Source organism: Alteromonas sp. LOR (assembly GCF_000753865.1).
Taxonomy (GTDB): Bacteria; Pseudomonadota; Gammaproteobacteria; order Enterobacterales; family Alteromonadaceae; genus Alteromonas.
In genome coordinates this window covers 86,989-113,559 of the sequence record NZ_JQFW01000042.1, presented here as the reverse complement: position 1 = coordinate 113,559, position 26,571 = coordinate 86,989, and the positions used below count along the sequence as shown (strand labels likewise).

Genomic DNA, 26,571 nt, shown 5'->3' with positions numbered 1-26,571 from the left:
AGCCCTTTGACTTAGCCCACTAGGCCTACAGGACTGTTTCGCGATTAAAATGCTTCCATTTAGCCCAAAACTCGTACATCAAAGATCAACACGCCCTAGTGCCATTTGATTCAAGGATAAACCACAATGGCCGATTTTTCACAGCAATTGGCAACACTGCGCGAAGGCATCGACGAGCTGGATACCCAGCTCGTTGAACTGCTTGCAAAGCGCAATGAAATCACCACCAAAGTAGGGAAGATTAAAGCGCAAGCGGGAATGCCTGTTTACGTTCCCGAACGGGAGAAAGCCCTTATTGCTTCTAGGCGACAACAAGCTGAAGAAATGGGGGTTTCTGCCGATTTAACAGAAGATCTTCTTCGCCGCGTTATGCGCGAGTCTTACCATACTCAAAATAATGAATACCGCTGCGTGAAACCAGATATCGACAATGTGGTTGTTATTGGTGGCGGCGGTGCACTCGGGCGAGTGTTTGTTAGTTTGTTTCAGCGCAGTAAATACAACGTGGGCGTTGTTGAAAAAGACGACTGGGAAAATGGCAACGCGCAGACGCTGTTGTCAAACGCCTCATTAGTTATTGTGGCAGTACCTATCAATTTAACCGAAGCGGTTATAAAGCGCCTAACCATGCTACCTGATAACTGTATTCTTGCAGACATTACCAGTATAAAAGCAATGCCGCTCAACGCCATGCTTGGTGTACACAAAGGACCTGTGGTGGGATTACATCCCATGTTTGGCCCTGATGCCCCGGGTATGATTAAGCAGGTGGTGGTGGTGTGTAACGGCCGCCAGAGTGATAAGTATGAGTGGCTAATAGAGCAAATGCGAATCTGGGGCGCGACTGTTCACAACTCCAGTGCAAAAGATCACGATGAAGCTATGGCATATATACAGGTTATGCGCCACTTCAACACGTTTGTGTATGGCCAACATCTTAAAGGTGAAAACCCCAATTTAGACTCACTGACCATGTTTAGCTCGCCTATCTATCGCTTAGAATTGGCTATGGTTGGACGATTGTTTGCTCAGTCTCCTCAGTTATACGCCGACATTATTTTTAATAACCCCGATAATTTTGCACTATTGCGAAGATTTTACGAGCGCTTTGGATTAGCGTTATCACTGCTGGAAAGTGGCGATAAGAAAGGGTTTGTTGAGCAGTTTATGAAAGTTGGCGGCTGGTTTGGTGATTATGCGAAAAAATGTTTAGTAGATAGTAAGCAGCTATTGTTAAAAGCCGACGATGGACAGTTATTGAGAGACAAATAAACCTTCAATAGTTATGAAGAAAGAGAAGGCGAGGGCATTTAAGCGCAAATGCTACCTCGCCTTTTTGCTATGTGTTATCCAACCAACTATCGAATGGCTGGCGTTCTGATGTTCTATTACTGAGAGAGTGCACTTGCTGCCGCTACCTTGGTCGGACTAATTTCTTCGCTGGGGTAACAGCCAAGTACTTTTATATAGCGAGTGATACTTTGCAGCGAGGCAAACGCAGTTTGCACCGGCCCATCCTCAACGTTGCCTTCCACATCAATATAGAACATCTCTTCCCACGGGTTGCCAGGAATGGGGCGAGATTCCAACTTGGTCATGTTGATTTTGTTTTCTCTTAATACCAGCAATGCCTCTACGAGTGCGCCTGGCTTTTGTATCGTTGACATTACCAGCGTGGTCTTTGCAGGTACTTGAAGCGGAACCGTCACTGCGTTTCTTGCCACCACAATAAAGCGGCTGTGGTTTTCTTTCTGATTGGCTAAATTACTTTTTATCGCCGTAAGACCATAAAGATTTCCACCGGCCTCACTTCCAATGGCGGCAACATCATCCCGCGCTAAATCGCTTACGGTAAGCATGGCAGAAGAGGTGCTGTCCATGGTTTTTACTTCCACGTTGCCAAGCTCTGCTAAAAAGTGACTGCATTGTGTGAAAACTTGAGGGTGAGCGTATAGCGTCTTAATTTTTTCAATCGATGTGTCCGCACCAACTAATAGAGTATGGCGGATAGGGTGGGTTAGCTCGCCAATAATACTCAACTGTGTGTGTTGGAGTTGGTCGTAAACCTCATTAATACTGCCGGATGTCGTGTTTTCGATGGGCAATACGGCGTAATCAGCCTCCGTATTTTCCACTTTATGAATGATTTCGCCAAAACTCTGACAGCCAATCTCTAATAGTTCACCCGGGCGACGTGAGAAATACTTTTGGGTAGCAAGGTAGGAATAAGAACCCTTGTCACCTAAAAACGCAACGCGGTTAAGGGGCAACGTGCTTCCTGGGTTAGCGCGCTCCGCAAGCATAGCCTGCTGGTTGAGAACTGAGTCTTCAATGATCACATGAAAGATTTGCGTCACATAGTGAGGGTCTAAATTAACCCTCTGCCCCTCTTTGATCAAACGAACAAGCAGCTGTTCTTCGCGCTTTTGATCTCGTACGGGGATGTGATGTTTGATTTTTGTTTCTGCGACCTCGTTGGTGAGTTTTCTTCTTTCAGCCAGTAAGTTTAGTAATTCGCTGTCTAGAGCGGTAATGCGCTTCCTGACAGTATCTAGTGCGTTGTCTGACATAATATTCCCGTATAAAAATCTAAATCTATGACTTCAAAAGTTGTAGTAAATAAGTGATAAAAAAAAACCTCCCTGAAGGGAGGTTCTTATGCATGTAGCAGCGCCCTCCTAGTATAAGGATGTAAACGCGAAAAATAGAATTGCTACGTGCTGTATATTCGTTTTCATACAGCGAATGTAAGTCTAATGGCTAAAGCTGTCAATTCTTTTTTACAAGCTGGTCAAATTATTTAAATAAAAAAGTTGAAATAATTTTTTGCTAGTTACTTAAAAGGGCTGAGAGCATTTGTCTTACTTCATTAGGCTCAAAGGGTTTGTCGCAAAGCGCATTTACACCGGTTTGCTGTATGTTTGCCATGTGCATACTGTCTGCAGATTCGGATGTAACCATAATAATGGGGATATGCGTAGTTTCAGGATTGAACCTGATGAACTCTGATAGCTCTCTGCCGTCCATCTCTGGCATGTTGTAATCCGTTACCACTAAATCAAAGGCTTCATCTTTAATAAATGTAAGAGCCATAGCCCCGTTTTCTGCTTCTTTGATTTTCTGTAGCCCCATACCTTCGAGTACTCTGCGAATATGGTTACGGGCTAGCTTACTGTCATCTACTAACAATACCCTCACGTCGTGAACATCAAAAAGCTCTAAATCAAGTTCATCGTGGTTAATAAGGTCGAGACTAGCATTCAGCGCTCTGGAGAGATGAAGCGGTTCGAACGGTTTTGGAAGAATGGCCGCCACACCTGCCTGTTTAAACTCTTCTAACTTACTCATTCGGTTTTCACTTGAAACCAACATGAATGGGATAGACTTAAACTCGTCGCTCTCTTTTATGAATTTAAGCAATTCAAGCGCTGTGCCGTCCTCAAAATACATAGCGCTAACGACAAGGTCTGCGCCATGTGCGCGAATGGCAGATTTTGCTTCACCGAATGTACTAACAGGATCAATTTCCTTAACACTTTCTTTGAGCAACAAGGTAGTAATGATCTTTCTCTGTGTATCAGAGGGCTCTACCAAAATAATATGTAAATCAGAAATTGACAGCTTTTCCATTTCGGACTCTTTTTGTTATGTGTTTATGAAAAAGTAGGAGGGGACAGACGTTATCCTCCTGCAAGTTTTACCTTATAATTTTTTTCTTCCAGCAACAGACGAAGTTTTTCTCTGTCGTCGGTTTGAACTTCAATCACGCCGTCTTTAACCGCACCGCCGCAACCGCATTTCTTTTTAAGCTCTGAGCCTAGCTTCTTTAGGTCTGCAGGAGGCATGTTTAACCCTTTAATAAGAGATACACCTTTACCCTTTCGTCCCTTAGTCTCCCGGTGAATACGAACGATGCCATCGTCCGACACTGAGCGAGCTTGGTCTTTTTGTTCAGGTTTGACTTTACCGCTTTCAGTACTGTAGACCAAAAGCGCATCTTGCCAATCTTGCATATCTGCCTCTAACGTTAAACTTAACCTTTCATTTCTCAGAAAAACTGTCATGCTGACGATAAAAATGTCTGAGAAATTATTGCAAACTTGTACTAGGGTTAAGGATAGCAAAATTGACGACATATGATGAAACTTTTCTCAACGAGGTACATTGGAGGTTCAATGCCGATCACATCGCAGTATCGCCAAGATGGCGAAGTTTTAGTAATTAAAGTGGGGGAAAAGTTCGACTTTAGTAAAGTTGAAGAATTTAGAAACGCCTACAGCGATCTGACTGATAAAACGAACGAAATCGCTGTGGATTTATCCATTACGGAGTATATGGATAGCTCTGCGTTAGGTATGTTGTTAAACATGCAGAAGTCGCTTAAGGCTGGCAACTACACGTACAGCATAGAAAATGCACGTCCACAGGTGAGCAAAATACTGGAAATTTCTCGTTTTGATAAGAAGTTTCAACTTCGCTAGGAAGGCGAGGAGCGTTTTAACGCTTTGAAGTAATGTACCTCCCGATAACTGGGTGAAATACGGTGAGGCGGGATAGCTTGAGATAAGACGAAATAAAAAAGTCTCATCCTATGTTCGGGTGCTGTTCGATGCTTCTGTTATTAAGGATATGTATTATGAAAATTCTTATTGTCGACGATGAGCCTATCAATCGCATTTTACTTTTGAATATGCTCAGCGCTGAAGGGTACGACGACTGCATCGAGGCTGAGAACGGTACACAGGCAATTGAAAAGTTTAAATCAGAGGCGCCAGACCTGATATTACTCGACGTGGTAATGCCAGATATGAGTGGCTTTGATGTTGTACCACAATTGCGTAAGCATGCCTCAGAACAATACCTTCCCATTCTTTTTATTACTGCACTGGAAGACAAGGCCAGCTTGGTTAAGTGTCTAGAGGTTGGCGGCAATGATTTTGCGACTAAACCTTTCGACAAACACATACTTGTTGCCAAGATTCGAGCGCACTTAAAAATCAGAGCGTTGAGCCTTCGTATTGAGCAGCAAAATAAAGCCTTATTATTGTTCAACCAGCGGGTAGCTCGCGAACACGCTATCGTCGAACATATATTTAGCAATGCAATTGTAAACGACCCTCAAGTACTGTCTTATTTTGACTATTACATTAAACCTGCAGAAAGTTTCAATGGTGATGTCTTTTTATGTGAGAAAAACCCAAATGGCGGCGTTTACTTTGCGGTTGGAGACTTTACCGGTCACGGTTTAGCATCGGCGGTAGGCGCATTGCCAGTCACCAGAGCCTTTCAGGAAATGTCTCAGCAGGGCGTCACCGTGTCTGAAATTGCTAGAGAGCTCAATACTATCTTACTTAAGTTTCTTCCTCACGACATGTTTATGGCGGCAGTCATCGGGGAGATTGATTCGACAGGCTCTCATATTACGTTGTGGCAAGGCGGTATGCCGGCCGTACTCACCGCGGGTAAAATGGCCTCAGGGTTGCGTCAGCGTCCTTCACGGCATATGGCTCTGGGGATCCTCGATGATGAGGAATTCGACACGGCATGTGACACCGTTCACTTATCTCACGGTGAGCAGCTTATTATTGTAAGCGACGGATTAATAGAAGTGTTTGATAGTAACAACGATATGCTCATGGAAGATGGAATCAGCGATATTATCAAGGATAAGCTATCGAACAGTGAAACCATTACGGCACAATCGCTGTACGAGAAGGCCTTGCAGTTCAATGTAAGCAATTCATTTGATGATGATGTTTCTGCTATTATCTTTTCTTCAAAACCAATTCAACTTTTACCAACAGTGAAAAGTCAATTTGGTTTGCCTTCTTCACATGAAGTAGCCCTTACTGCTGAGTTGTTAAAGCAGCCAGACATTTTGCAACGCGTTTTGCAGATAGCAGGGCAGTGTGAGGGCGTTCAAAGCATCCGCTCAGTCTTGTACACTGTGCTTTCAGAATTATTTAACAATGCACTAGAGCACGGTGTGTTAAAACTCGATTCAGAGATGAAAAGTACCACTGAAGGTTTTCATTCCTACTATGAACTGCGAGAAGCATCGCTAAAAGAGCTCAGCGACGCAAGTATCACCATTAGAATTGAGTCTTTGCCTAACGAACAGAAAATACAAGTGTCAGTGCTCGATAGTGGTGACGGTTTTAGTTTGGATAGTCTTGAAAATGTGACTAACGATGAGTCTTTTGGTCGAGGGCTAGCAATGGTGCATGCGTTGTGTGAACAGGTTCGATTTGAAGAAGGAGGTCGAAAGGTAATAGTTACCCTTAGCACCAATCCTCGTTAGCGCTAATTTTAGGTCACTAAACGATAACTCCTTTCGTTATTATCTGCTTAAGGTTACAAAGTAAATAACGCACAAGGCGCTAACGCTAAAGGAGCTAAAATGCTAAAACAATTTTTAACCTTGTTTGAAGATGCAAAAAAACAGCAAAAGCCGACTTATTCTTATGAGCTTGCCACGGCCGCGTTACTCAGTGAAATAGTGAATGCCGATAACGAAGTTACCGAAGAAGAGCGTAAGGCATATCAATATCAACTCAAAAAACATGTGAATATTGATGACGATGCACTGGCCCTTTTACTAGAAGAAGGGAATGAGACGTCTGAAAATGCCATTGATGTTGTTCAGTTCACAAAAGTTGTTAATGCGCACTGCGGTAGTGAAGAAAAAGCTAATATCATTCGTAGCCTTTGGGCGATTGCCTATGCAGACAGCACCCTAGCACCGCTTGAGGAAAGTACCATAAGGCAAATTGCAGATTTACTTTATGTACCTCACAGCCAATTTATCAAGACAAAATTGGATGTGAAGAGCGGACAAACTGACATATAGTCTCAGCCTTTTCGTTGATGTTCATATTAAAGCGTCGTTAAAAAGAGTTGTTATTTACTCTCCTTCACATATTATTTTACGCCTTTAGCGGGTAAACTCGTTTGCTGTCTTTTACGTTACTATTTCGTCGAACAAGGTTGTGTTGGTGTTTAAATCGATAAAAATAACCATGGGTATTGTGATAGCAATATCGATGTGTGCCCTTGCTATAGCGGTGTTTGTGATCAATAAAGTTGAGCACAACGCGCTAATGAAGCAAGTGGTAGAAAGCAACACCAGTGCAATCAGTAATAGTTTAGCGTCGCAATTGAGTGTGCTCGCAGACACGGGTTCAGATAATGTAGACAGATACGAGTTAATATTTAAATCGGTGCGAGAACACAATTACCTCATATCGGCAACGCTTTACGATATCAATTATAAAGCGATTACGTCTGTAGCATTGAGAAAAGAGTCTGATTATGGCTCAGCAATTCCCTCTTCACCCCGCGACATTCCCTACGGCGTAACCCTGCATTCCAACGATGTTATTACTACTCATAATCTCGTAGGTACAAGTACTTACCCCCTTGGACACGTTGTTATTCATGCTGACGCTAAAGCTGCCATACCTGAGCAAAGTGCAAGAACGTTGGTACGTCAATTCTTCCTTATTCTGGTCATAGGATTGCTCTGCGTGGGTATTTGTCTGTTGGTGACCCATCGTCTTATTACACCATTATTTGAATTAAAGCGGTTCACTCAGGACCTTTTTGAAACAAAAGATTATGCACTGCGAAGCTCAATTTCCTCACAAAACGAATTTGGACAGTTAGGCTCAAATATAAATAGTTTGCTTGATACCATCGAAGTAGAGCTATTGATAAATTTTGAACAGAAACAAACCCTGTTCGACCAGCAAGAGACTATGGCCCGGCTCGCCAATTACGATAGTTTAACAGGGCTACCGAACAGACAATATGTGCTCGATAATCTAAGGCTCGAATTAGCGCGAGCCAAGCGAAACGACGAAGACATGATGCTGCTGTTTTTCGACTTAGATGGGTTTAAAGGAATAAACGATTCATTAGGTCATGAGACCGGCGATTTAATTTTGATTGAAGTTGCCGATAGAGTGCAGCGTCTTTTGCGAAACGATGATTTATTTGCCCGTTTAGGTGGTGATGAGTTTATCGTTCTTCCCGATAGAGAGGTGAACGACTACGCTGCTGAGCAGTTAGCGATACGTTTATTGTCTGCATTTGATGAGCCATTTGAGATGCAAGGTCTTTCTCTAACAGTAGGAATAAGCGTTGGTGTTGCAAAAGCAAGCGATGCGAATTTTGAACTCAGCGACTTGATGAGTAACGCCGATCTAGCAATGTACAGATCGAAGGCGAGAGGGCGAGGAAGCTATACACTCTTTACACCAGATATGGTTGAGTCACACAAGCGCAAGCTTCAGATTGCAAATGGCATTGAGCAAGGACTACGCGAAGACGAATTTATTGTTTATTATCAGGTGAAAGTTGATAACTACGGTCATGTTATTGGCGCTGAAGCCCTCATACGTTGGCAGCATCCGGAATTTGGGCTTGTAATGCCCAATGAATTTATTCCTATTGCTGAGCAGGGCGGCAAGATTACCGCTATTACTCAGTGGATAATCAAACGTGTGTGTATAGACCTTCCTGACATTAAACATTGGGCGCCACAAAACTTCAAAGTGTCGGTGAATTTATCGGGACACGATCTCAGAAACGCACAGCTTTTTGACTACATATACAACACATTAAACGTTTACGACGTTAATCCTGAAAACATGGAGTTTGAGGTAACAGAGAGTGCTTATCTCGAAAACTTCCAACTCTCTAATAAGTTCTTCAGACGAATGAGTAATATGGGTTGTTCCATTGCCTTAGATGATTTTGGTACGGGCTATTCATCACTGAGTTACCTTACTCAGATAACTATCGACACGCTAAAAGTGGATAGACAGTTTGTGATGGAGCTTCAAACCTCTGAGCGCAGCAGGCTAGTAACCGGCGCTATTATTGATTTAGCAAAACGTTTATCGCTGACAGTATGCGCTGAAGGAATAGAGACCCACGAGCAGTGGGACTATTTACGCAAGCACGGCTGCGATAACGTTCAGGGCTTTATGTTCAGTAAACCCGTTCCTTTAAAAACGCTACTCAGTCTGGCGCCATTTTATGACGAAAAGCAATTTAAGTCGTAAAGGTTACATATAGAAAGTGTTTCTTATCAGCAACACATAGCCGTGCAGCTATTTCTTTGCGTGAATCCAAGTATCTGATATTAAATTATATTTTAGTTTTTCTGTAATGTGGCGCGAATCTGGCTATGTCTAACTAAGTACTGGTTAGCTATCTATTGCGAGGGATTCAGAATGAAGATTTCAGGTAGAAAAATATTTACGTTGTTAGCAGTTATGATGTTGCAGGTTTCTTTTGTGGCGTCGGTAAGCGCAAGCCCGGCTAACATGCTGATGCAAAAGCTTGATAAAGATAAGGACGGTTTTATTTCACTTAAAGAAGCTGTCCAACACATCGAATTATTGCGAAATTTTGGCTTAATCGATGATAACGAAGATGGCAAGCTCACGGAAAATGAGTTAGCAAAAAGTAAGCTTACGCCTAAGGCAAATGACGCGAATAATAGTGTTACCGCGGCGCTTAAGCAGTAGTAAAAGCAATAGCAAGAGCAGTAGTAAAATCACCAAGAAATAGTAATGTCCGTGAATACTAATTTACGCTGATATCAACGTTAGCTGTAACAAAGCAGCAGAAAAATGAAGAGGATAGGGTTCTGGTTAAAAAGTTTTCCTTAAGCGAACGTATAGTTCAGCTAGGTTCTCTGAGGCAGTTAACACTTGGTAGTTTTGTGTTAGCCCTAATTCCGCTTATTGCGCTGCTGTGGCAAAGCCAGAGCGATTTAGCCAAAGTTGGCCAAATGACAACGTTGGAAACTCGCTTTGTCGTTGAAATTGTGGGCGATGTTCAGCAACTTGATAACGCCGTAGTGGATGTTGAACGAAGTATTCGCCAATATTCTGTACTGAAAAGTGAGAGAGTGGCGGCCATCTCAGACAATGCGTTAGAGCAATTTGCACTGGCGGCAGATAATCTATGCCAAGGTCTTGGCACTAGCGAAGTGTGTAGCTTTTTGACCACACAAATAGACCAACTGGCAGACTATCGAAACATTGAAGATCAGTTATTGCTAAATGCTTATCTCGCGACTATCAAAGATAGCGTTAAACAGCTTCGAGCAGATGTTGAACGTGTCATCACCGAGCGAGTGGCACTGCAGCAGAGCGACCTTAACGCGATGCAGGCAAAGCAAGCTTGGTCTACTGCTATGCTGGTAAGTGTTTCTTTAATGCTGATATTGTTAGGCAGCCAGCTTATTGTTAACCCCGTCAATAACCTCAAAAAAATAATTCGTATTCTGGCCCACAGCAAAGGCGAATTGCCACCCCTTACTCGCCACGCGCCCAAAGAATTACTTGATGTAGAAAAAGATTTGCACTGGCTGTATGACCGCCTTCAGCAACTTGAGCATATTCGAACGGCTTTGTTGCGCCATGCGGCCCACGAATTAAAGACGCCCTTAGCCAGTATTAAGGAAGGTTGCAGTCTGTTATCTGAAAATGTGGTGGGCGATCTAAACGATAACCAGCGAGAAGTATTGTCTTTGCTAAGTGGCAGCACTCAACGGCTCAACACTTTGGTTGAAAAACTATTAGACTACAATTTGTTACTGCAGCAGGCTCAGCCCAAACTGGTGCTTTATAAGCCGCAGACGCTGATAGATGAGTGCATTGAGGACTATGCACTCGCTATTCAAAACAGAGAAGTTGTCGTTGATGTGCTGGTAGATGAGGCTCTTCTCGATGAAGAACTCTTCCGTCGTGTACTGGATAATTTAGTGTCAAATGCGGTAGCGCATGGTGCTGTCGGCAGGCCTATTTTCGTCAAGGTTTACATGAGCAAAAGCACGGGAGAGAGCACTGAAGAAGATATGCTTATTCTTGATGTAGCCAACCACGGCAAGCCAATTTCCCCAGAATCAGTCACAACCCTGTTTGAACCTTTCATTCGAGGCAGTGAACCTCGCAATGATAACGTCATCGGAACGGGCTTAGGGTTATCGATTGTTGCAGATTGCGCGCGACTTATGCATGGCGATGTTCAAGTGGTAGAGGTAGACTATGCGGATGTCTGCTTTCGGGTTTCCCTATCGCAAAAATGAAAGTGCAGCATTTAAGGTACAGCACAGAATACCCTGTACTTGCAACGCAGCACTTGAAACGCTGAACTTAAAGCCCAAAGCACATAAAATAAAAAGCACGCACCTTTAAAAGCGTGCAGCAGAAGCATTGCGCAACAGGAAAAGTAAAATGAGATTAAGTTGTTTTTTTATTGCCGTATTTTTTTTAGTAGGTTGCGAAAGTCTGACAGGTGTCAGTAAAGAAGCGTCTGACGAGTCCTCGGCGCGCACCAAGACGGCCCTTGGTAGTGATTTTTGTTTTTATGAAAACCCACCGGAAGAGTTTTTATATAATTGTGATGCGAAGCATTGGATAGAACTTTGGGTTAATGCGTCTGATCAGCCATGGTCGCAGCGTCAGCAAACCTTAGCCACGTTAACAAACAGTGACTACGACCGTTTACACGCTTATATTCTCACGCTTATGAACGACACCCCCTACCAGAATAAACTGCGAGCGCAGCTAGCGTTCAATGAAATATCTCCGCGCTTTACAAAGCAGAGCCGGAAGATTATTGACGTTATTGCAGGAGCTCAAAATAATCAATTAATGCAATTTGAGTCTGCGCTGGTGGTGTTGGAAAAAGAAAACACCTCTCGCGGTGAAAAGCTCATAACACTGCAAAACGAGATAGATAGCTTACGTAAGAAACTTGAAGAATTATTACAAATAGAAGCGACATTGATGGATAAAAATAGGAGTACGCAACAATGAGTGAAAAGGCGAATAACAATCCTGACTTATTGTTGGTTGATGACGATAAAAGCCTACTTCGCTTGCTAACCATTCGCCTTGAAGGTGAAGGGTATAACGTCACTGCAGTGGAAGATGGACAAAGCGCACTTAAAAAACTACAGGGCAATAGTTTCGACGTTGTGCTGAGCGATTTAAGAATGCCTGGTTTAGACGGCTTAAGCTTATTTGAAGAGATTATGGGCATTAGACAGGATATTCCCGTTATCTTAATGACGGCCCATGGCACCATTGCCGATGCCATTGAGGCTACTCAGCGCGGCGTGTTTGGTTTTCTACCTAAGCCTGTAGAACACGAAGAGCTTCGCGCTCTATTGCAAAAAGCACTCAACCAATCACAGGCGGTTAAGCCAGGAGATTGGGCAAAAGAAATAATCACTCGCTCGCCGGAAATGCTGAATGTGCTTGATCAAGCGTTTCGCATTGCGCAGCGCGAAGTGTCGGTATTAATTAGCGGTGCCAGCGGAACGGGTAAAGAGCTTCTCGCTAATGCTATTCATAAAGCGAGCAACCGCCGCGACAAGCCATTTGTTGCTATAAACTGTGGCGCGTTGCCTGAAAACCTTCTTGAGTCTGAGCTGTTTGGCCATGCAAAAGGCGCGTTCACTGGCGCGGTCACTGCCCATGCAGGTCTTTTCAAAGAGGCTGATGGCGGTACGCTGTTTTTAGATGAGATTGGTGATATGCCAATGACGCTTCAAGTTAAATTGCTGCGCGCATTGCAAGAGCGTCAGATTCGCCCGGTGGGCAGCAGTAAACAAGTCGATATTGATGTTCGAATAATATCTGCGACCCATAAAGATTTGCATAAAGAAATGGAAGCGGGAACATTTAGAGAAGATCTCTATTACCGCCTCAATGTGGTTAATTTAAAACTACCGTCACTGAAGTCTCGCAGCGAAGATATTCCACTGCTTGCGCGCTCTTTATTGCAACAAAGCGCTCAGCGTCATGGTGTTGACGTAAGCCAGTTCTCAGATGATGCTATGCAGCAGTTAGTCACTTCTTCCTGGCCGGGTAATGTGCGACAGTTAGTGAATGTGGTTGAACAGTGCGTGGCGTTAACGCAAACACCGGTGGTGCCTTTGCATCTTGTTGAGCAAGCTTTATCTGCGACAAAACAAAGCTGGCCCACGCTGACCGAAGCGCGAGACGCCTTCGAACAACAGTATTTGTTTAAGCTGCTTAAAATGACCGACGGCAACGTTACTCGAGCTGCAGATTTAGCGGGAAGGAATCGCACCGATATGCATAAGTTAATGAAAAAGCACGAATTGGACGCTGCTGACTTTCGTTAAAGAAGGGTGGTGAAGTGAGAGCACCTTGGCTTGGAATAAAATCGCCTAGGGCTAAATCATCTGAAGTAAAATCGGCTGGGGCAAAATAGCCCCAGTCGATTTGGTCGTTCTTGTAGCCCCTTAGTCTTTTTCGCTCTCTCTTAAAATAGATTCAGCCTGAAGGCCGAAGTGACGCAGCATGGCAATATCAAGGTCTTCAAACTGCCTGGGTGAGTCATGAATAACACAAAGGGTGCCTAGTTCGTAACCATCTGTAGAGCGCAAGATAATACCAGCGTAAGCGCGGATGAATGGCTCTCCTTTTACCAATGGGTTGTTCGCAAATCTGTCATCCTCATTTGCATCAGGCACAATAAGGTATTCCTCTTCTGCGATGGCATAGGTACAAAACGAGACATTTCGCGGTGTTTCAGTAACATCTAAGCATTGGCGAGATTTAAACCACTGCCTATCATCTGCGATTAAGCTCACCAAGCAAATTTTGCACTTGAAGAATTCCTGAACATTCTTTGTGATCGCATCTAACCTTTCATCTGGTGGTGTATCCAGAATATCCAATTTATAAAGCGCTTTAAGTCGTTCTTCTTCGTGAGAAGGTTGTGGGTGTACGTCAGTCATAATTACAATATTTACCGGTAACATTTTTGTGTGGTTACACGCAAAAAGTGTGAAAAATCAGAGCAAGGCTTGTGCATAAAGATATGGCAGGGGTTGTCGGTTTTAAATCAACGTTTCACGCTCTGGTTAGGAAAGTTATGGAAGCCTTTGAAGACGTCAAAGTATACATGGCTATGTTCAAAGACGCTATTTACTGTTTTTATTTTCTCTTTATTTTTCTTTTATTTTCAAAGGTTACGGTTGAGCCAACGGCCAGTGGAACAATCAAGAAGTATGAATATCCATACTATGCGAAAGAATAAGATGCACAGGTACGACCACTTGGTAAAATATAATGATAACGTGACGATTATTTGTGGAGTCAATCATGCGTAAGATAACAGTGGTAATTAGCCTTTTATTTTTGGTTTGTAATGTGGCCAGCGCTAACCTCATTTTAAATGGCAGCTTTGAAAATAACGATATTAAAAGCAACAGTTGGAAAGCGTTTTCCGCAGGCTCTGTGGATGGATGGAGCGGCACTAATATGGAGCTATGGGATAATTTCCAAAATTTAAATGCTTTTGATGGTAGTCAATATGCAGAGCTAAATGCGAATGGTAACGGCGGTGAGTACTCAATTCTGCAAACGTTCACCTCGAGCAAAGGCGCTATATATGATTTGTCGTTTGCCTACGCTGCTCGCCGTAATAACGACAGTTTTGAGCTCGAAATATTCAGTGGTGACAATGACAGTGATCTGTTGTTTAGCCAAGTTTTCAATGACCATAAAATTAAAAGCTGGAATGAATTTTACGGTCAATTTATTGCAGACTCAGTCTCTACAACGATTCGTTTTTCAACGATAAATAAAGGAACGCTTGGCAATTTCTTAGATAATATTGTTGTCAACCAAGCATCAGCGACGGCGGGTATCTCGAGTGTTTCTGTATCAGAGCCGATGAGTTTAGCCGTCTTGTCACTTTCTATTGTTGTTTTAATGAGAAGAAAGAGACGTAAATAACCTCGTTTTTTACTCAAATCTTTAAAAGCCGCCAAAACTGACTTCGTTAGTTTGGCGGTTTTTTGTGCGTTAAAGAAAACTCAACGAGTAGTATTTATTAAAGCAGTGCTCATCAAAGCAGTATTTATTGAAGCAGTACTTATAAAAAAGCGACCTCATCAGGGAGAAGCAAAGTTCACTGAATACCACTTTTCTTACTCACTTCTCGACTCTAAAACAAATTATCCTGAAGAGGATTCTTTGTCATGGAGAGAGTCGGTAGAGAATAATCTGGATAGGCCTCGTTATATAAATTAATAAACAAAGATGCTAACCACGGCGCATCTTTATTATCTGGCCGGTGGCAGAAGAAGTAGGGAGACCTGCCTTCAACACGCCACTGATGAATTTTACTTACCCATGGACGAAGGCACGCGGTATTGTCTGCTTCGTCATCGTTACCCACAAAGCGCACTACGGGCTTTTGGCCGGTAGCAATTACATTCACTGGCACTTTGGGCTTCTTACCTCTTACTTCTCTCACTATCTCGCTGGTGATTGGTCCTGTGAATAGGGCTCTGGTATCCATGATGATGCGGTTTGCGTTGTGTTTAATCAGCAGGTGATTAAATGCTTTTTCAGCGTCTGACTTAGCAAAAAACTGCAAATGTCGCACTTCTACTGCCACGTCAATAGATGGGGGGATAAGGCCTAAAAATGTATCGAGTACAGATAGTTTATCAGGCCCAAAGCTTGCGGGTAATTGAACCAACATCACGCCGAGCTTGTGCTTGAGAGGCGCGAGCAGTAACAACTGTTGCCGTATTTCACCTTCACAATGCTGTAGTTGATTTACATGCGTGATTTGCTGGTTGAATTTGAAAGTAAAGGAGAAGTGTGAGGGCACGGAGTTTGCCCAGCGCGCTACTGCATCTGCATCGGGAAGGGAGTAGGAAGTGGTATTACCCTCAACGGTATTACATTCATTGGCGTAATGGATAAGCTGGCTTTGTGCCTTGGGAAATGAGGCAAACCATGAATTTGGCCAGTGGCTGTGCTGCCACATGGGCAACCCAATGAATACAGGCGGTAAGTTTTGCTGGGCGTTAGCCATATTCGTTGCGGTATTGTTCATATTTGTCATTGGGCTTTACGACGCATTTGTTTATACTATGCGACCTTAAATCTAATACATTAAACGTGATGGCTTCTTTGGAGCTTCTTTACTAACAAAAGTGCTTATAACTCCCTCGTGCTGCTATTTCGTATACAGTTCTACGAATTCGCAAAAGAGACGTCAGTGTAGAGCATTAGTTCAGGGCCATAAAGTACGCAAATCATCACGTTAAGCAAGAAAATTATCAGGGGTCAACGACCATGCGCACAGATTACTGTGGGAACATCGATTCAACTTACATTGGGCAAGAAGTCACGCTTTGTGGCTGGGTTAACAAACGCCGTGACTTAGGTGGCGTAATCTTTATCGACCTTCGCGACAGAGAAGGGATTGTACAGGTTGTTTTCGACCCTGATTTACCTGATGTACTTTCCGTGGCAAACACCCTTCGTGGTGAGTTTTGTGTAAAGCTAACCGGTAAAGTTCGCGCTCGTCCAGAAGGACAGATTAATAAAGAAATGCGCACAGGTGAGATTGAGATCTTAGGCACAGGCCTTGAAGTTATCAACAAATCTGACGTGCTTCCTCTTGACTGGAATCAAGAAAACTCTGAAGAGCAGCGCTTGCGCTACCGTTATCTCGACTTACGTCGCCCGGTAATGAGCCAGCGTTTACAGTTCAGAGCAAAAGTAACTGGCGCGGTTCGCCGCTTCTTGGAAGAAGAGGGCTTTTTAGACATCGAAACGCCTATACTTACAAAGGCGACACCAGAAGGCGCGCGAGACTATTTGGTGCCAAGTCGTACGCACAAAGGTGAGTTTTTCGCACTACCTCAGTCGCCTCAGCTATTTAAACAATTGCTAATGATGTCGGGCATGGACCGCTATTACCAGATAGTAAAGTGTTTCAGAGACGAAGATTTACGTGCCGACCGTCAGCCAGAATTCACCCAAATTGATATCGAAACGACGTTCCTCGATGCGCAAAGCGTGATGGGTATTACCGAGCGTATGATCCGCGACTTATTCAACAAGATGCTCGATGTAGACCTTGGCGATTTCCCTCAGATGACTTACGCAGAAGCGATGAAGCGCTTTGGAAGTGATAAGCCTGATTTACGTAACCCTCTTGAGCTTACTGACGTTGCAGATTTGCTTGAAAAGGTTGAGTTTAAAGTATTCAGTGGACCTGCTAACGATCCGAAAGGCCGTGTAAGCGCCATTCGTGTGCCTGGCGGAGCAAAGCTTTCCCGTAAGCAAATAGACGAGTACACCAAGTTTGTTGGTATTTACGGTGCAAAAGGCCTAGCGTGGATTAAAGTGAACGAGCTTTCTCCTGGTCAAGAAGGCCTGCAGTCGCCAGTGCTTAAGTTCTTAAGTGAAGATGTGACCGATGCTATTATCCAGCGCACAGGTGCACAAGCGGGTGACATTCTTTTATTCGGTGCGGATGATTACACCGTAGTGACAGAAGCCATGGGCGCACTTCGTTTAAAATTAGGCGAAGACTTTGAATTGCTAGAGGGCGAATGGAAGCCGCTGTGGGTTGTTGATTTCCCTATGTTTGAGGAATTTGATGGTCAGCTTCACGCTATTCACCATCCATTCACGGCACCACGTGGGCTTACACCAGAAGAGTTGAAAGCCAATCCGGTTGGCGCATTGTCTGATGCCTACGATATGGTGCTTAACGGCGTTGAATTAGGCGGTGGCTCGGTTCGTATTCATGATGAGAATATGCAATCTACCGTGTTTAATATTTTAGGAATAGACGACGAAGAAGCGAAAAACAAATTTGGTTTCTTACTCGATGCCCTTCGTTTTGGTGCTCCGCCTCACGCAGGTTTAGCATTTGGTTTAGATCGCCTTGTCATGTTGATGACAGGAGCTACTTCTATTCGCGATGTAATGGCGTTTCCAAAAACCACCACAGCTGCTTGCCCACTCACATCGGCACCAAGCCCAGCTAACCCGCAGCAGCTTGAAGATTTGGCCATTGCGACGGTGAAGAAGCAATCTTAATTTATGGCCTATAAAAAGCCAGAATCAGCGCTGGTGGTGTTGTTCGATGAACACCACCGAGTGCTGTTATTGCAAAGAATGGATGATGCGTCTTTTTGGCAATCTGTCACTGGCGCATTAGAAGACGGCGAAATGCCCATTGAAACAGCCTACAGAGAGGTGGCTGAAGAAACCGGTATTGATGCCAAAGCCTTAGGTTTGTCCATTACCAATCACGACAAGCAAAACCAATACGTTATTCGCGAGCGATGGCGTCATCGTTACCCTCCGGGTACCCTTCACAATACTGAGCATGTATTTTCCCTTCAAGTGAGTAGTAAAACACCGATATCGCTTACCGAGCATCTTCAATACGAATGGGTGTCAAAAGATGAGGCGTTAGCACGCTTGTGGTCTCCTTCAAACAAAGAGGCGGTATCTTTGTTTGTACCGAGTAAGGCTTAATGGTTATACTGGGTATAGATCCAGGTTCTAGGATCACAGGCTACGGTTTAATAGCGCGAAAGCAGGGTAAGCTGGTATATGTGGCGAGCGGTTGTATTCGAGTAGGCACTACCGATTTACCTTCTCGTTTGGCAAATATCTTTACCGGCGTGGGCGACATCATTCGCCAATATAACCCATCACAGTTTGCTATCGAACAAGTGTTTATGGCTAAAAACCCAGACTCTGCGTTAAAGCTTGGTCAGGCAAGGGGGGCTGCAATAGTGGCGGCAACCCAATCTCAGCTTCCTGTTGCCGAGTATAGTGCAAGACAAATTAAACAGGCAGTTGTGGGTAAAGGTAATGCTGATAAAACACAAGTTCAGCATATGGTGAAGCACCTGCTGAACTTAAGCGGGACACCTCAGGCCGATGCGGCAGATGCGCTTGCTGTGGCACTTTGCCATGCCAATACCGAACAAAGCCTTATCAATATGGCGGGCCAAGCACGGAAAACCGTTCGCGGTCGTTTGCGTTAATTTCCTAGAACCAATCCTTTTTAAGCATTCAAGCGCGCACAAAGAGAATATAAATGATTGGACGAATTCGCGGTACGTTGGCTGAAAAGCAGCCACCAGAAATTCTTGTAGATGTGGCCGGTGTAGGTTACGAAATACACATGCCTATGACGAGCTTTTACCAACTGCCTGCAGTAGGCGATGAAGTTGTGGTTTACACGCACTTTGTGGTTCGCGAAGATGCTCAGTTGCTGTTTGGTTTTGCCGATAAGTTAGAGCGCGGATTATTTCGAGAGCTGATAAAAGCAAATGGTGTGGGACCAAAACTCGGTTTGGCTATTTTATCGGGAATGTCGGCGCCACAGTTTCTGTCAAGCGTGCAAAATGAAGACGTTTCTGCGTTAGTTAGCTTACCGGGTATTGGCAAAAAAACCGCAGAGCGTTTAGTGGTTGAGCTTAAAGACCGACTGGCCAAGTTTGGAAAAATGCAAAGTGTGGCTGTTCCCGCACCAAGCAGTGACCTGCTTTCTGGTAGTACCTTTGTTGCTGTAAACAGTGCACGAGAAGAAGCGCAAAGCGCACTTATTGCACTGGGTTATAAACCAGCGCAAGCCAGTAAGTTGGTGGATAGCGTTTACAAAGACGGTATGGAAAGTGAATCCCTAATACGTGAAGCGCTAAAAGCGGCCCTGTAATAACGGTGTGGTATAAAAATACTGCAGCCATTTTATAAAAAAGTAGACGAACCATGATAGAAGCCGACAGACTGATAACGCCGGACGCCAGCACTGAAGATGAAGTAATAGATCGCGCTATTCGTCCAAAGATGTTGGATGACTATACGGGACAACCTCACGTTTGTGAGCAGATGGAAATTTTCATTCAGGCCGCACGTAATCGAGAAGACGCCCTTGATCACCTTCTTATATTCGGTCCCCCAGGACTGGGAAAGACAACCCTAGCGAACATTGTTGCAAATGAAATGGGCGTTAACATTAAAACCACGTCTGGACCGGTATTAGAAAAAGCGGGTGATTTAGCCGCACTTTTGACCAACCTTGAAAAAAACGACGTTCTTTTTATTGATGAAATCCATCGCTTGAGCCCCGTAGTGGAAGAAATTCTCTACCCTGCAATGGAAGATTATCAGCTCGATATTATGATAGGCGAGGGACCGGCTGCTCGTTCGATAAAGCTCGACCTGCCTCCGTTTACGCTGGTAGGTGCAACAACCCGTGCTGGCTCACTGACGTCTCCCCTGCGAGATCGTTTTGGCATTGTACAGCGTCTAGAATTTTATTCGGTGAAAGACCTCACCTCCATCGTGTCTAGAAGCGCCAGCTATCTTAATTTGGCGATGACCGAAGAAGGCTCAAGAGAAATAGCCTGTCGAGCTAGAGGCACGCCTCGAATTGCTAATCGCCTATTGCGACGAGTGCGAGACTATGCAGAAATAAAGTCTGATGGCACCGTTGGCGCTGACACAGCGGCGAAAGCCCTTGATATGCTCGATGTGGACAAGGAGGGTTTTGACTATATGGACAGAAAATTGCTTTCGGCCATTATAGAAAAATTCGATGGCGGTCCTGTGGGCTTAGATAATCTCGCCGCGGCTATCGGAGAAGAGAAAGAAACCATCGAAGATGTCATTGAACCCTTCCTTATTCAGCAGGGCTTTTTGCAGCGAACGCCGAGAGGCCGTATAGCGTCTCAGCGTGCCTACCTTCACTTTGGGTTTACCCCTGCGCGTTAGTATTTCTACTTAAACTGAGAGCCTTGGTAAATCCAAGGCAAAAAAAAGCCCGCTCATAGAGCGGGCTAAAACAACAAGTGTTGAAGGAAATAAATCCAGGGAACTCATGTCTAACAGGAGATTAACTCGTGCATGACCGTGCTAAGCACCATCACGCTCTGTGCGACTGATGCGATGCATTATAGAGACCTTCTAAAAATGCACAATTGAGTAAAATTATATTTTTGAGTTAGAAAAACTAATGCGTTAACTGAATGTTGCGCATTGGTTGTGAAAACATTAAAGCTCAGGCTTGATGCTGTCTTAAGGGTTGTTTTAAAATGTTGTTTATCGCAATTTAGCTACTATTAATCTGCCTTATAGATGAATTTATTTATTGTTTAGGGAATAGTTATGCATCAACATCAAATAAGAGTGTATTACGAAGATACGGATGCTGGCGGTATCGTGTATTACGCTAATTATCTTAAGTTTATGGAGAGGGCGCGTACCGAGTGGCTTAGAGGCCTAGGGTTTGAGCAAGACACTTTAATGGAACAATCCATCGCTTTTGTCGTCAAACGCGTTGAGATGCATAACTATGCGCCAGCGAGGTTCAATGAACTGTTGAGTATTGAGACTCGCGTTGTAGAATTAAAAGGCGCTAGTATGACGTTTCAACAAATCATAAATAATAACAACGGCATAAAATTAGTATCTGCGGATATTCAAGTTGCCTGTGTCGATTTAGCGGCTATGAAGCCAAAACGACTACCACGTACTTTGTTAGGGGAAATTTCGCGTGTCATCTGATCTCACATTTATCGGCTTGTTTTTACAAGCAAGTTTCATTGTTCAACTTGTAATGCTGTTGTTGCTAAGCGTCTCAGTAGCATCATGGACCTTTATCTTTCAGCGCAGTAAAGCCCTTAATGCGGCGCGTTCTGAAATGCGCCAATTTGAAGATAAGTTCTGGTCTGGTGCCGATCTTAACAAGCTCTATCAAGAGTTATCATCAAGGGCCAATCTTACCGGCATGAGCAGCATTTTTTGTTCAGGTTTTAAAGAGTTCGTGAGATTACGTAAATCTAATACCCCAACAAACGGCATTGTTGATGGCACTTATCGCGCTATGCGAGTGTCTATGTCTCGTCAAGTAGAAGAGCTTGAGAGTCGCCTACCGTTTTTAGCAACGGCAGGCTCTATCAGCCCATACATTGGCCTATTCGGTACGGTTTGGGGAATTATGAATGCGTTTATCGCACTAGGCGAAGTACAGCAAGCCACCCTTGCGATGGTTGCGCCTGGAATAGCAGAAGCGCTTATCGCTACTGCTATTGGTTTGTTTGCTGCAATCCCTGCGGTTATTGCTTACAACCGTTTCAGCCATCAAGTTGAAAAGTTGGAAAATAGCTACGGTAACTTCATGGAAGAATTCTCAGCAATTCTTCAACGCCAGGCTGCTGCCCAAGCACATCAGGTTTAAGCGTTACCGCGGAGGTTATTGCTATGTATGTGAGAAAACGCCGTAGGCCGGTATCAGAAATAAATGTAGTGCCTTACATCGACGTTATGTTGGTGCTGCTTATTATCTTTATGGTAACTGCTCCCCTCATTTCTCAGGGGGTAAAAGTGGATCTGCCGAAGGCGAGTGCAAACCCTATAGAGCAGGAGGATAATCCGCCTATTATCGCGTCGGTTGATGTGAAGGGGAGGTACTTCCTCAATGTGGGTGACGACCAAGAGTCGCCAATTAGTGAAGAAGAGCTTAGGGCTATAGTCAGTGCCCAATTGCAAAAATCGCCGAACACGCCTGTGGTGGTGAAAGGTGACGGGCAGGTGGCGTATAACGAGGTTATTCAGCTAATGGTGCTGCTGCAACAAGCAGGCGTCCCGTCGGTGGGTTTAATGACCGACCCTGTTGAGTAGGCACAGCATGTCTAACCCTACTAAACCAAATAGTCCCTCAAATAGCAGGCAAGCTAGCGCTAGCAATCCGTCTCAAAGCAGTTCGCCGGGCGGTACTCAGGGCAGTGCTGACAGCTTCACAAATAGCCGCAGCGCGAGAGTACCTTCAAAACCTAATGAAAAGCAGGGGCTTTATAAGTCCCTAGCGCTTCACGCCTTGGTTGCCATGGTGTTGCTAATAAGCGTCAGTTTCTCTCCCGACCCTCTACCTAGCCTACCGAGTAATGCACCCACAATAGAAGCAACATTTATTGATGCGCAGGCTATTGCGGATAAAAAACGAATAGAAGCTCAGGCGCAGGCACAAGCTCGCGCTGAAGAAGCTGAAAAGCAGCGTCAAGCAGCCGCTGCGGCGGAACAAAAGCGGCAGCAAGCCCTTGCAAACAAAAGAGCGAGGGAAAAGCGAGAAGCCGAAGCTGCAGAGGTTAAGAGACAAAAAGAACTAGAGCGATTAGCGGCGCAAAAGGAAAAAGAACGTAAAGCGCGAGAGGCGAAAGCGAAAGAAGATGCACTAAAAAAACAAAAAGAAGCTGCTGAACAAGCAGAAATGGAAAGGATTATGCAAGAGCAACTTGCTCAAGAGCGCGCTGCACAGCAACAAAGGCGTCAAAAACAAGTTCTCACGGAAGTTGAGCGGTATACAGCATTAATACAGCAAACTATAAAACGGAATTTGTACTCAGATGATAGTTTTGACGGGAAAGTCTGTAGACTGAATATCCGGCTAGCGACAACGGGTTTTGTAACCAGCATTCGGGTGTTAGATGGCAATGACGCATTGTGCCGGGCGGCAGAAAGCGCAGTTCGACGTGCAGACAAGCTTCCGGTATCTGATGCCCCCGACGTTTACGAGCAGTTAAAAGATATAACTTTAAAAGTGGAATTATAGCGGTATGAAAAAACTAGGTTTATGGATAGCAATGATTTCCCTAGCGGTGAGTGCAAATGCATTTGCCTCTCTGGAGATTGTCATTACCGAAGGGGTGGATAGTGCAAGGCCTATCGGTATCGTCCCTTTCAAGTGGAAAGGCGAAGGCGCACCTCCTGGGAATATTTCACAAGTTGTTCGCGCTGATCTAATGCGTAGCGGTAAATTTAACCCTATCTCAGTAGATAGCATGCCCCAGTATCCAGAGACGGCAGAAGAGGTGAGTTACACTGCATGGGCAACACTTGGGGTTGATACCGTATTAGTAGGTAGCATTGAGCAGCAAAACGCTGATAAGTACATCGTGTCGTATCAACTGATCGATATTTTGAAAGGTCAGCTTGATGGCGGAAAAGCAAAAGTCTTAAAAGAGGGGACGTTGGTAACGAGCAATGAGCACGTTATTTTGGCGCGCCAAGCGTCGATAAGTGCGCGAGACTTTCGCCAATACGCCCACCGAGTCAGTGATATTGTGTATGAAAAGCTTACCGGTGTTCGAGGTGCATTCTTAACGAAAATCGCCTATGTGATCGTTCGCGATAGGGAAACCGTTAAAAAACCGTATCAATTAGTGATTGCTGATTATGATGGTGAGAACGAAACCAGGCTTCTTTCATCTCCAGAGCCATTGATGTCGCCAGTATGGTCGCCAGATGGTGAGCGCTTAGCGTATGTGAGCTTTGAGAACAGAAGACCACAAATATTTATTCAAGATATATACACCAGTGAACGTACGCGTATTACTGATTTTCCTGGAATTAACAGTAGTCCGGCGTTTTCGCCAGATGGCAAACAACTTGCCATGGTGCTGTCAAAAGACGGAAATCCTGAAATTTACATCATGGATCTCGCGACGAAAAACTTACGTCGTATTACGCGCAACAGAGCGATTGACACAGAGCCCGCTTGGCTTCCGGACGGCAGTGGCTTAATTTTTAGCTCGGAACGGGGTGGTAAACCTCAGATATATAGCGTAAATTTAAATTCAAGGAAAGTAAGGCGAGTCACCTTTGTGGGTGAACAAAACCTTGGCGGAACTTTAACGCCTGACGGTAAACAAATGGTAGTAGTTAACCAAACAAATGGTAACTACCATATTGCCAAGCAAGCGCTAGACGAAGACTCTTTGCAAGTTCTTACAAGAACGTATTTAGATGAGTCGCCAAGTGTAGCGCCGAACGGAAGCATGATTATTTACAGTACCCTTCACGAGGGCAAGCAAGTGCTATCACTTGTTTCTCTAGACGGGCGCTTTAAAGCTAGGTTACCAGCAGCCAATGGGCAAGTGAAATCGCCAAGTTGGTCACCATTTTTGTTCTAACAATTTAACGACTAAACAATAAAATTAAGGATTAGTAGGATGCAAATGAATAAAGTGATGAAAAGCTTCATTATCGCCTTGCCAGTAGTGACAATGATGGCATGTTCGTCGGGACCTAGCGAAGAAGAGTTAGCGGCAGAACGCAACCGTATGGCACAAGAACAAGCTCAAGCAGAAACTGAAGCCCGCGAAGCGGAAGCTCAGCGTGTAGAAGCAGAAGCTGCTCAGCGTATGAAGCGCCAAGAAGAAATGGTTCAGCAAGAAATGGAAGCGCTCAAAAATGAGCAAACGGTATACTTCGATTTCGACCGCGCTAGCATTAAGCCAGAATTTCAACGTGTTTTAGACAAGCACGCAATGTTCTTAGTTAAAAACCCTAACATGAACGTTACTGTTGAAGGCCACACAGACAGTCGTGGTACGCCAGAATACAACATTGCACTTGGTGAGCGTCGTGCTCAGTCGGTAGAAACCTACCTACTAAACGCGGGTGTAAGTAGCAGCCAGGTAACGGTTGTTTCTTACGGCGAAGAAAAGCCTGCGGTAATGGGTTCAACTGAATATGCATTCGCGCAAAACCGTCGCGGAGTGGTTGTATACCGCTAATGGCAGCTTCAGTAAGAGACACCATTAAGTGGGGCGTTACGCTATGTGCCGCCCTTACAGCCTCTACTGGCTTCGCACAGGCACCTGTCGTTAATGCGAATGGCGGCAGCGAGCTTGAACAACGTATTGTTGTGCTAGAGCGTATTGTAAAAAGTCGAACTGAGATGCAGCATAGAATGCAAACTCAACTAGATAATATGCAAAACGAGGTGGACCAGCTTCGCGGTGCAGTTGAGGTTAATACCAATGAACTTCAAAAAGTTCTGGAACGCCAGCGCGAGCTTTATCTAGAAATAGATAAACGGGTAGAGGCCTTAAAGCAAAGTGGCGCGTTAACAAGCACAAACTCCTCTGGAGCGGTAAGCACAGTGCCGGAATCGGCACCAGCATCGCCTGTACAGGTTGGAGAAAGCGAAGCTTATGAGAGTGCTGTTAACCTTATACTGAAGTCGCGAGAGTACGACAAAGCGATACCTGCTTTCCAGTCTTTCATCGAGCGCTTTCCAAACAGTGAATATGCGCCAAACGCGCACTACTGGCTTGGGCAGCTGTTGTTTAACAAGCAACAGTGGAGCGATGCAAGCGAGCAATTCGATATTGTGGTTAATCGGTTCTCAAGTTCAACGAAGCGACCTGATGCGCTATTGAAACTTGGCGTTATTGCCCAGAGAAATGGTGACAAAGCGTCGGCACGTCAACTTTTTTTGCAAGTAGTAAACGAACACCCCGATTCATCTGCTAAACGTTTGGCAGAATCAAGGTTAAACAACTTGTAATAATTAAAGCCCCGTTAAAGGGGCTTTTTTATTTTACCATCTAAGTAATAAAACAAGTTTGTCACGGTTTAATAACAACTTTTTTTATCGCGTTGAAAATCGTAAATGTGAGATTTTTCAATTAAACATCCAGTAGCTCGGTACAAATACTCAGCTATTTGTTTTCATTTTGACCGCTTAGTCCTGTTTTAATGAAAATATCAAAATAAAAGGGCATTATGGGTTGCGTCAGATAAAAATCTGAGTATTATATGCCGCCGTTGCCTAGACACAGGCAACAACCGAAAAGATGGGTCGTTAGCTCAGTTGGTAGAGCAGTTGACTTTTAATCAATTGGTCGCTGGTTCGAATCCAGCACGACCCACCACTTCTTTTCAAGCTTCAAAT

Annotated in this window: 28 protein-coding genes and 1 tRNA gene; 24 read left to right on the top strand and 5 right to left on the bottom strand. The window is 44.4% G+C overall.

The window, feature by feature from the left end:
- The first annotated feature begins 126 nt into the window (after window positions 1-126).
- Window positions 127-1,272: a bifunctional chorismate mutase/prephenate dehydrogenase gene (gene tyrA / locus JV36_RS0113455; protein ID WP_032096006.1), complete on the top strand. Its 1,146-nt coding sequence runs from the start codon at window positions 127-129 to the stop codon at window positions 1,270-1,272.
- Between the two features lie 116 nt (window positions 1,273-1,388).
- Here tyrA and pheA read toward each other — a convergent pair whose 3' ends face one another.
- The 3 genes from pheA to yciH form a co-directional block, all read right to left on the bottom strand.
- Window positions 1,389-2,570, bottom strand: coding sequence for a prephenate dehydratase (gene pheA, locus JV36_RS0113450; protein WP_032096007.1), 1,182 nt, complete (start codon window positions 2,568-2,570; stop codon window positions 1,389-1,391).
- Window positions 2,571-2,829: 259 nt separating this feature from the next.
- Window positions 2,830-3,630, bottom strand: coding sequence for a response regulator (locus tag JV36_RS0113445; protein ID WP_032096008.1), 801 nt, complete (start codon window positions 3,628-3,630; stop codon window positions 2,830-2,832).
- A gap of 50 nt (window positions 3,631-3,680) precedes the next feature.
- Window positions 3,681-4,013, bottom strand: coding sequence for a stress response translation initiation inhibitor YciH (gene yciH, locus JV36_RS0113440; protein ID WP_032096087.1), 333 nt, complete (start codon window positions 4,011-4,013; stop codon window positions 3,681-3,683).
- Between the two features lie 162 nt (window positions 4,014-4,175).
- Between yciH and JV36_RS0113435 the strand changes: the two genes are divergently transcribed.
- From JV36_RS0113435 to JV36_RS0113400, 8 genes are all read left to right on the top strand, one after another.
- Window positions 4,176-4,481 (top strand): STAS domain-containing protein, encoded by a 306-nt coding sequence (locus JV36_RS0113435; RefSeq protein WP_032096009.1) that lies wholly within the window; start codon window positions 4,176-4,178, stop codon window positions 4,479-4,481.
- Window positions 4,482-4,636: 155 nt separating this feature from the next.
- Window positions 4,637-6,301, top strand: a complete 1,665-nt coding sequence (locus JV36_RS0113430) for a fused response regulator/phosphatase (protein ID WP_032096010.1) — start codon at window positions 4,637-4,639, stop codon at window positions 6,299-6,301.
- A gap of 99 nt (window positions 6,302-6,400) precedes the next feature.
- Complete coding sequence (locus tag JV36_RS0113425; RefSeq protein WP_032096011.1) at window positions 6,401-6,850, top strand: TerB family tellurite resistance protein; 450 nt, start codon at window positions 6,401-6,403, stop codon at window positions 6,848-6,850.
- A gap of 145 nt (window positions 6,851-6,995) precedes the next feature.
- Complete coding sequence (locus JV36_RS0113420) at window positions 6,996-9,068, top strand: putative bifunctional diguanylate cyclase/phosphodiesterase (protein ID WP_052010160.1); 2,073 nt, start codon at window positions 6,996-6,998, stop codon at window positions 9,066-9,068.
- A gap of 171 nt (window positions 9,069-9,239) precedes the next feature.
- A complete protein-coding gene (locus tag JV36_RS0113415) occupies window positions 9,240-9,536 on the top strand; it encodes a calcium-binding protein (RefSeq protein ID WP_032096012.1) in 297 nt (98 codons plus the stop codon).
- Window positions 9,537-9,688: 152 nt separating this feature from the next.
- Window positions 9,689-11,104: a sensor histidine kinase gene (locus JV36_RS0113410; RefSeq protein WP_032096013.1), complete on the top strand. Its 1,416-nt coding sequence runs from the start codon at window positions 9,689-9,691 to the stop codon at window positions 11,102-11,104.
- Between the two features lie 148 nt (window positions 11,105-11,252).
- The gene (locus tag JV36_RS0113405) at window positions 11,253-11,837 is read left to right on the top strand and encodes a hypothetical protein (RefSeq protein WP_032096014.1); all 585 of its coding nucleotides are present in this window, start codon (window positions 11,253-11,255) and stop codon (window positions 11,835-11,837) included.
- Entirely contained in the window at window positions 11,834-13,174 is a 1,341-nt protein-coding gene (locus JV36_RS0113400) for a sigma 54-interacting transcriptional regulator (RefSeq protein WP_032096015.1), read from the top strand. The genes JV36_RS0113405 and JV36_RS0113400 overlap by 4 nt, the downstream gene beginning before the upstream one ends.
- Window positions 13,175-13,294: 120 nt before the next feature.
- Here the strand turns inward: JV36_RS0113400 and JV36_RS0113395 are convergent, their stop codons facing one another.
- Entirely contained in the window at window positions 13,295-13,792 is a 498-nt protein-coding gene (locus JV36_RS0113395; protein WP_032096089.1) for a GAF domain-containing protein, read from the bottom strand.
- A 71-nt stretch (window positions 13,793-13,863) separates the two neighbouring features.
- Here JV36_RS0113395 and JV36_RS0113390 point away from each other — a divergent pair, with 71 nt between their 5' ends.
- Entirely contained in the window at window positions 13,864-14,094 is a 231-nt protein-coding gene (locus JV36_RS0113390; protein ID WP_152561536.1) for a hypothetical protein, read from the top strand.
- 65 nt (window positions 14,095-14,159) lie between these two features.
- The gene (locus JV36_RS0113385) at window positions 14,160-14,795 is read left to right on the top strand and encodes a DUF642 domain-containing protein (RefSeq protein ID WP_032096017.1); all 636 of its coding nucleotides are present in this window, start codon (window positions 14,160-14,162) and stop codon (window positions 14,793-14,795) included.
- Window positions 14,796-15,006: 211 nt separating this feature from the next.
- Here the strand turns inward: JV36_RS0113385 and JV36_RS0113380 are convergent, their stop codons facing one another.
- Window positions 15,007-15,918 carry a DUF72 domain-containing protein gene (locus tag JV36_RS0113380; protein ID WP_235207845.1) on the bottom strand — a complete coding sequence of 304 codons (912 nt, stop codon included), beginning with the start codon at window positions 15,916-15,918 and terminating at the stop codon, window positions 15,007-15,009.
- Between the two features lie 233 nt (window positions 15,919-16,151).
- On the opposite strand from JV36_RS0113380, the gene aspS reads away from it, so the two are divergent.
- The 13 genes from aspS (at window position 16,152) to JV36_RS0113315 (ending at window position 26,551) form a co-directional block, all read left to right on the top strand.
- Complete coding sequence (aspS, locus tag JV36_RS0113375) at window positions 16,152-17,912, top strand: aspartate--tRNA ligase (RefSeq protein ID WP_032096018.1); 1,761 nt, start codon at window positions 16,152-16,154, stop codon at window positions 17,910-17,912.
- Window positions 17,913-17,915: 3 nt separating this feature from the next.
- Window positions 17,916-18,356: a dihydroneopterin triphosphate diphosphatase gene (nudB, locus tag JV36_RS0113370; protein WP_032096019.1), complete on the top strand. Its 441-nt coding sequence runs from the start codon at window positions 17,916-17,918 to the stop codon at window positions 18,354-18,356.
- A complete protein-coding gene (ruvC, locus tag JV36_RS0113365) occupies window positions 18,356-18,874 on the top strand; it encodes a crossover junction endodeoxyribonuclease RuvC (protein ID WP_032096020.1) in 519 nt (172 codons plus the stop codon). The genes nudB and ruvC overlap by 1 nt, the downstream gene beginning before the upstream one ends.
- A gap of 53 nt (window positions 18,875-18,927) precedes the next feature.
- Window positions 18,928-19,548 (top strand): Holliday junction branch migration protein RuvA, encoded by a 621-nt coding sequence (gene ruvA, locus JV36_RS0113360; RefSeq protein WP_032096021.1) that lies wholly within the window; start codon window positions 18,928-18,930, stop codon window positions 19,546-19,548.
- Window positions 19,549-19,601: 53 nt separating this feature from the next.
- Complete coding sequence (ruvB, locus tag JV36_RS0113355) at window positions 19,602-20,606, top strand: Holliday junction branch migration DNA helicase RuvB (protein WP_032096022.1); 1,005 nt, start codon at window positions 19,602-19,604, stop codon at window positions 20,604-20,606.
- A gap of 393 nt (window positions 20,607-20,999) precedes the next feature.
- Entirely contained in the window at window positions 21,000-21,398 is a 399-nt protein-coding gene (ybgC, locus tag JV36_RS0113350; protein ID WP_032096023.1) for a tol-pal system-associated acyl-CoA thioesterase, read from the top strand.
- Window positions 21,388-22,071, top strand: coding sequence for a protein TolQ (tolQ, locus tag JV36_RS0113345; protein WP_032096024.1), 684 nt, complete (start codon window positions 21,388-21,390; stop codon window positions 22,069-22,071). The genes ybgC and tolQ overlap by 11 nt, the downstream gene beginning before the upstream one ends.
- Window positions 22,072-22,094: 23 nt before the next feature.
- Entirely contained in the window at window positions 22,095-22,514 is a 420-nt protein-coding gene (tolR, locus tag JV36_RS0113340; RefSeq protein ID WP_032096025.1) for a protein TolR, read from the top strand.
- A 205-nt stretch (window positions 22,515-22,719) separates the two neighbouring features.
- On the top strand, window positions 22,720-23,442 hold the full coding sequence (tolA, locus tag JV36_RS0113335) for a cell envelope integrity protein TolA (RefSeq protein ID WP_052010171.1): 723 nt from the start codon (window positions 22,720-22,722) through the stop codon (window positions 23,440-23,442).
- A gap of 4 nt (window positions 23,443-23,446) precedes the next feature.
- Window positions 23,447-24,802, top strand: coding sequence for a Tol-Pal system beta propeller repeat protein TolB (gene tolB, locus JV36_RS0113330; protein ID WP_032096026.1), 1,356 nt, complete (start codon window positions 23,447-23,449; stop codon window positions 24,800-24,802).
- Between the two features lie 39 nt (window positions 24,803-24,841).
- On the top strand, window positions 24,842-25,408 hold the full coding sequence (pal, locus tag JV36_RS0113325; protein WP_032096027.1) for a peptidoglycan-associated lipoprotein Pal: 567 nt from the start codon (window positions 24,842-24,844) through the stop codon (window positions 25,406-25,408).
- On the top strand, window positions 25,408-26,184 hold the full coding sequence (gene ybgF / locus JV36_RS0113320; RefSeq protein WP_052010161.1) for a tol-pal system protein YbgF: 777 nt from the start codon (window positions 25,408-25,410) through the stop codon (window positions 26,182-26,184). Before pal ends, ybgF begins: the two co-directional genes overlap by 1 nt.
- Before the next feature lie 291 nt (window positions 26,185-26,475).
- A tRNA-Lys gene (locus JV36_RS0113315) sits at window positions 26,476-26,551 on the top strand.
- Window positions 26,552-26,571: the final 20 nt, after the last annotated feature.

Coding starts and splice junctions, on each gene's coding strand:
- tyrA (WP_032096006.1), top strand. CDS start 127: ATGGCCGATTTTTCACAGCAATTGGCAACACTGCGCGAAGGCATCGAC.
- pheA (WP_032096007.1), bottom strand. CDS start 2,570: ATGTCAGACAACGCACTAGATACTGTCAGGAAGCGCATTACCGCTCTA.
- JV36_RS0113445 (WP_032096008.1), bottom strand. CDS start 3,630: ATGGAAAAGCTGTCAATTTCTGATTTACATATTATTTTGGTAGAGCCC.
- yciH (WP_032096087.1), bottom strand. CDS start 4,013: ATGCAAGATTGGCAAGATGCGCTTTTGGTCTACAGTACTGAAAGCGGT.
- JV36_RS0113435 (WP_032096009.1), top strand. CDS start 4,176: ATGCCGATCACATCGCAGTATCGCCAAGATGGCGAAGTTTTAGTAATT.
- JV36_RS0113430 (WP_032096010.1), top strand. CDS start 4,637: ATGAAAATTCTTATTGTCGACGATGAGCCTATCAATCGCATTTTACTT.
- JV36_RS0113425 (WP_032096011.1), top strand. CDS start 6,401: ATGCTAAAACAATTTTTAACCTTGTTTGAAGATGCAAAAAAACAGCAA.
- JV36_RS0113415 (WP_032096012.1), top strand. CDS start 9,240: ATGAAGATTTCAGGTAGAAAAATATTTACGTTGTTAGCAGTTATGATG.
- JV36_RS0113405 (WP_032096014.1), top strand. CDS start 11,253: ATGAGATTAAGTTGTTTTTTTATTGCCGTATTTTTTTTAGTAGGTTGC.
- JV36_RS0113400 (WP_032096015.1), top strand. CDS start 11,834: ATGAGTGAAAAGGCGAATAACAATCCTGACTTATTGTTGGTTGATGAC.
- JV36_RS0113395 (WP_032096089.1), bottom strand. CDS start 13,792: ATGACTGACGTACACCCACAACCTTCTCACGAAGAAGAACGACTTAAA.
- JV36_RS0113385 (WP_032096017.1), top strand. CDS start 14,160: ATGCGTAAGATAACAGTGGTAATTAGCCTTTTATTTTTGGTTTGTAAT.
- JV36_RS0113380 (WP_235207845.1), bottom strand. CDS start 15,918: ATGACAAATATGAACAATACCGCAACGAATATGGCTAACGCCCAGCAA.
- aspS (WP_032096018.1), top strand. CDS start 16,152: ATGCGCACAGATTACTGTGGGAACATCGATTCAACTTACATTGGGCAA.
- nudB (WP_032096019.1), top strand. CDS start 17,916: ATGGCCTATAAAAAGCCAGAATCAGCGCTGGTGGTGTTGTTCGATGAA.
- ruvC (WP_032096020.1), top strand. CDS start 18,356: ATGGTTATACTGGGTATAGATCCAGGTTCTAGGATCACAGGCTACGGT.
- ruvA (WP_032096021.1), top strand. CDS start 18,928: ATGATTGGACGAATTCGCGGTACGTTGGCTGAAAAGCAGCCACCAGAA.
- ruvB (WP_032096022.1), top strand. CDS start 19,602: ATGATAGAAGCCGACAGACTGATAACGCCGGACGCCAGCACTGAAGAT.
- ybgC (WP_032096023.1), top strand. CDS start 21,000: ATGCATCAACATCAAATAAGAGTGTATTACGAAGATACGGATGCTGGC.
- tolR (WP_032096025.1), top strand. CDS start 22,095: ATGTATGTGAGAAAACGCCGTAGGCCGGTATCAGAAATAAATGTAGTG.
- tolA (WP_052010171.1), top strand. CDS start 22,720: ATGGTGTTGCTAATAAGCGTCAGTTTCTCTCCCGACCCTCTACCTAGC.
- tolB (WP_032096026.1), top strand. CDS start 23,447: ATGAAAAAACTAGGTTTATGGATAGCAATGATTTCCCTAGCGGTGAGT.
- pal (WP_032096027.1), top strand. CDS start 24,842: ATGCAAATGAATAAAGTGATGAAAAGCTTCATTATCGCCTTGCCAGTA.
- ybgF (WP_052010161.1), top strand. CDS start 25,408: ATGGCAGCTTCAGTAAGAGACACCATTAAGTGGGGCGTTACGCTATGT.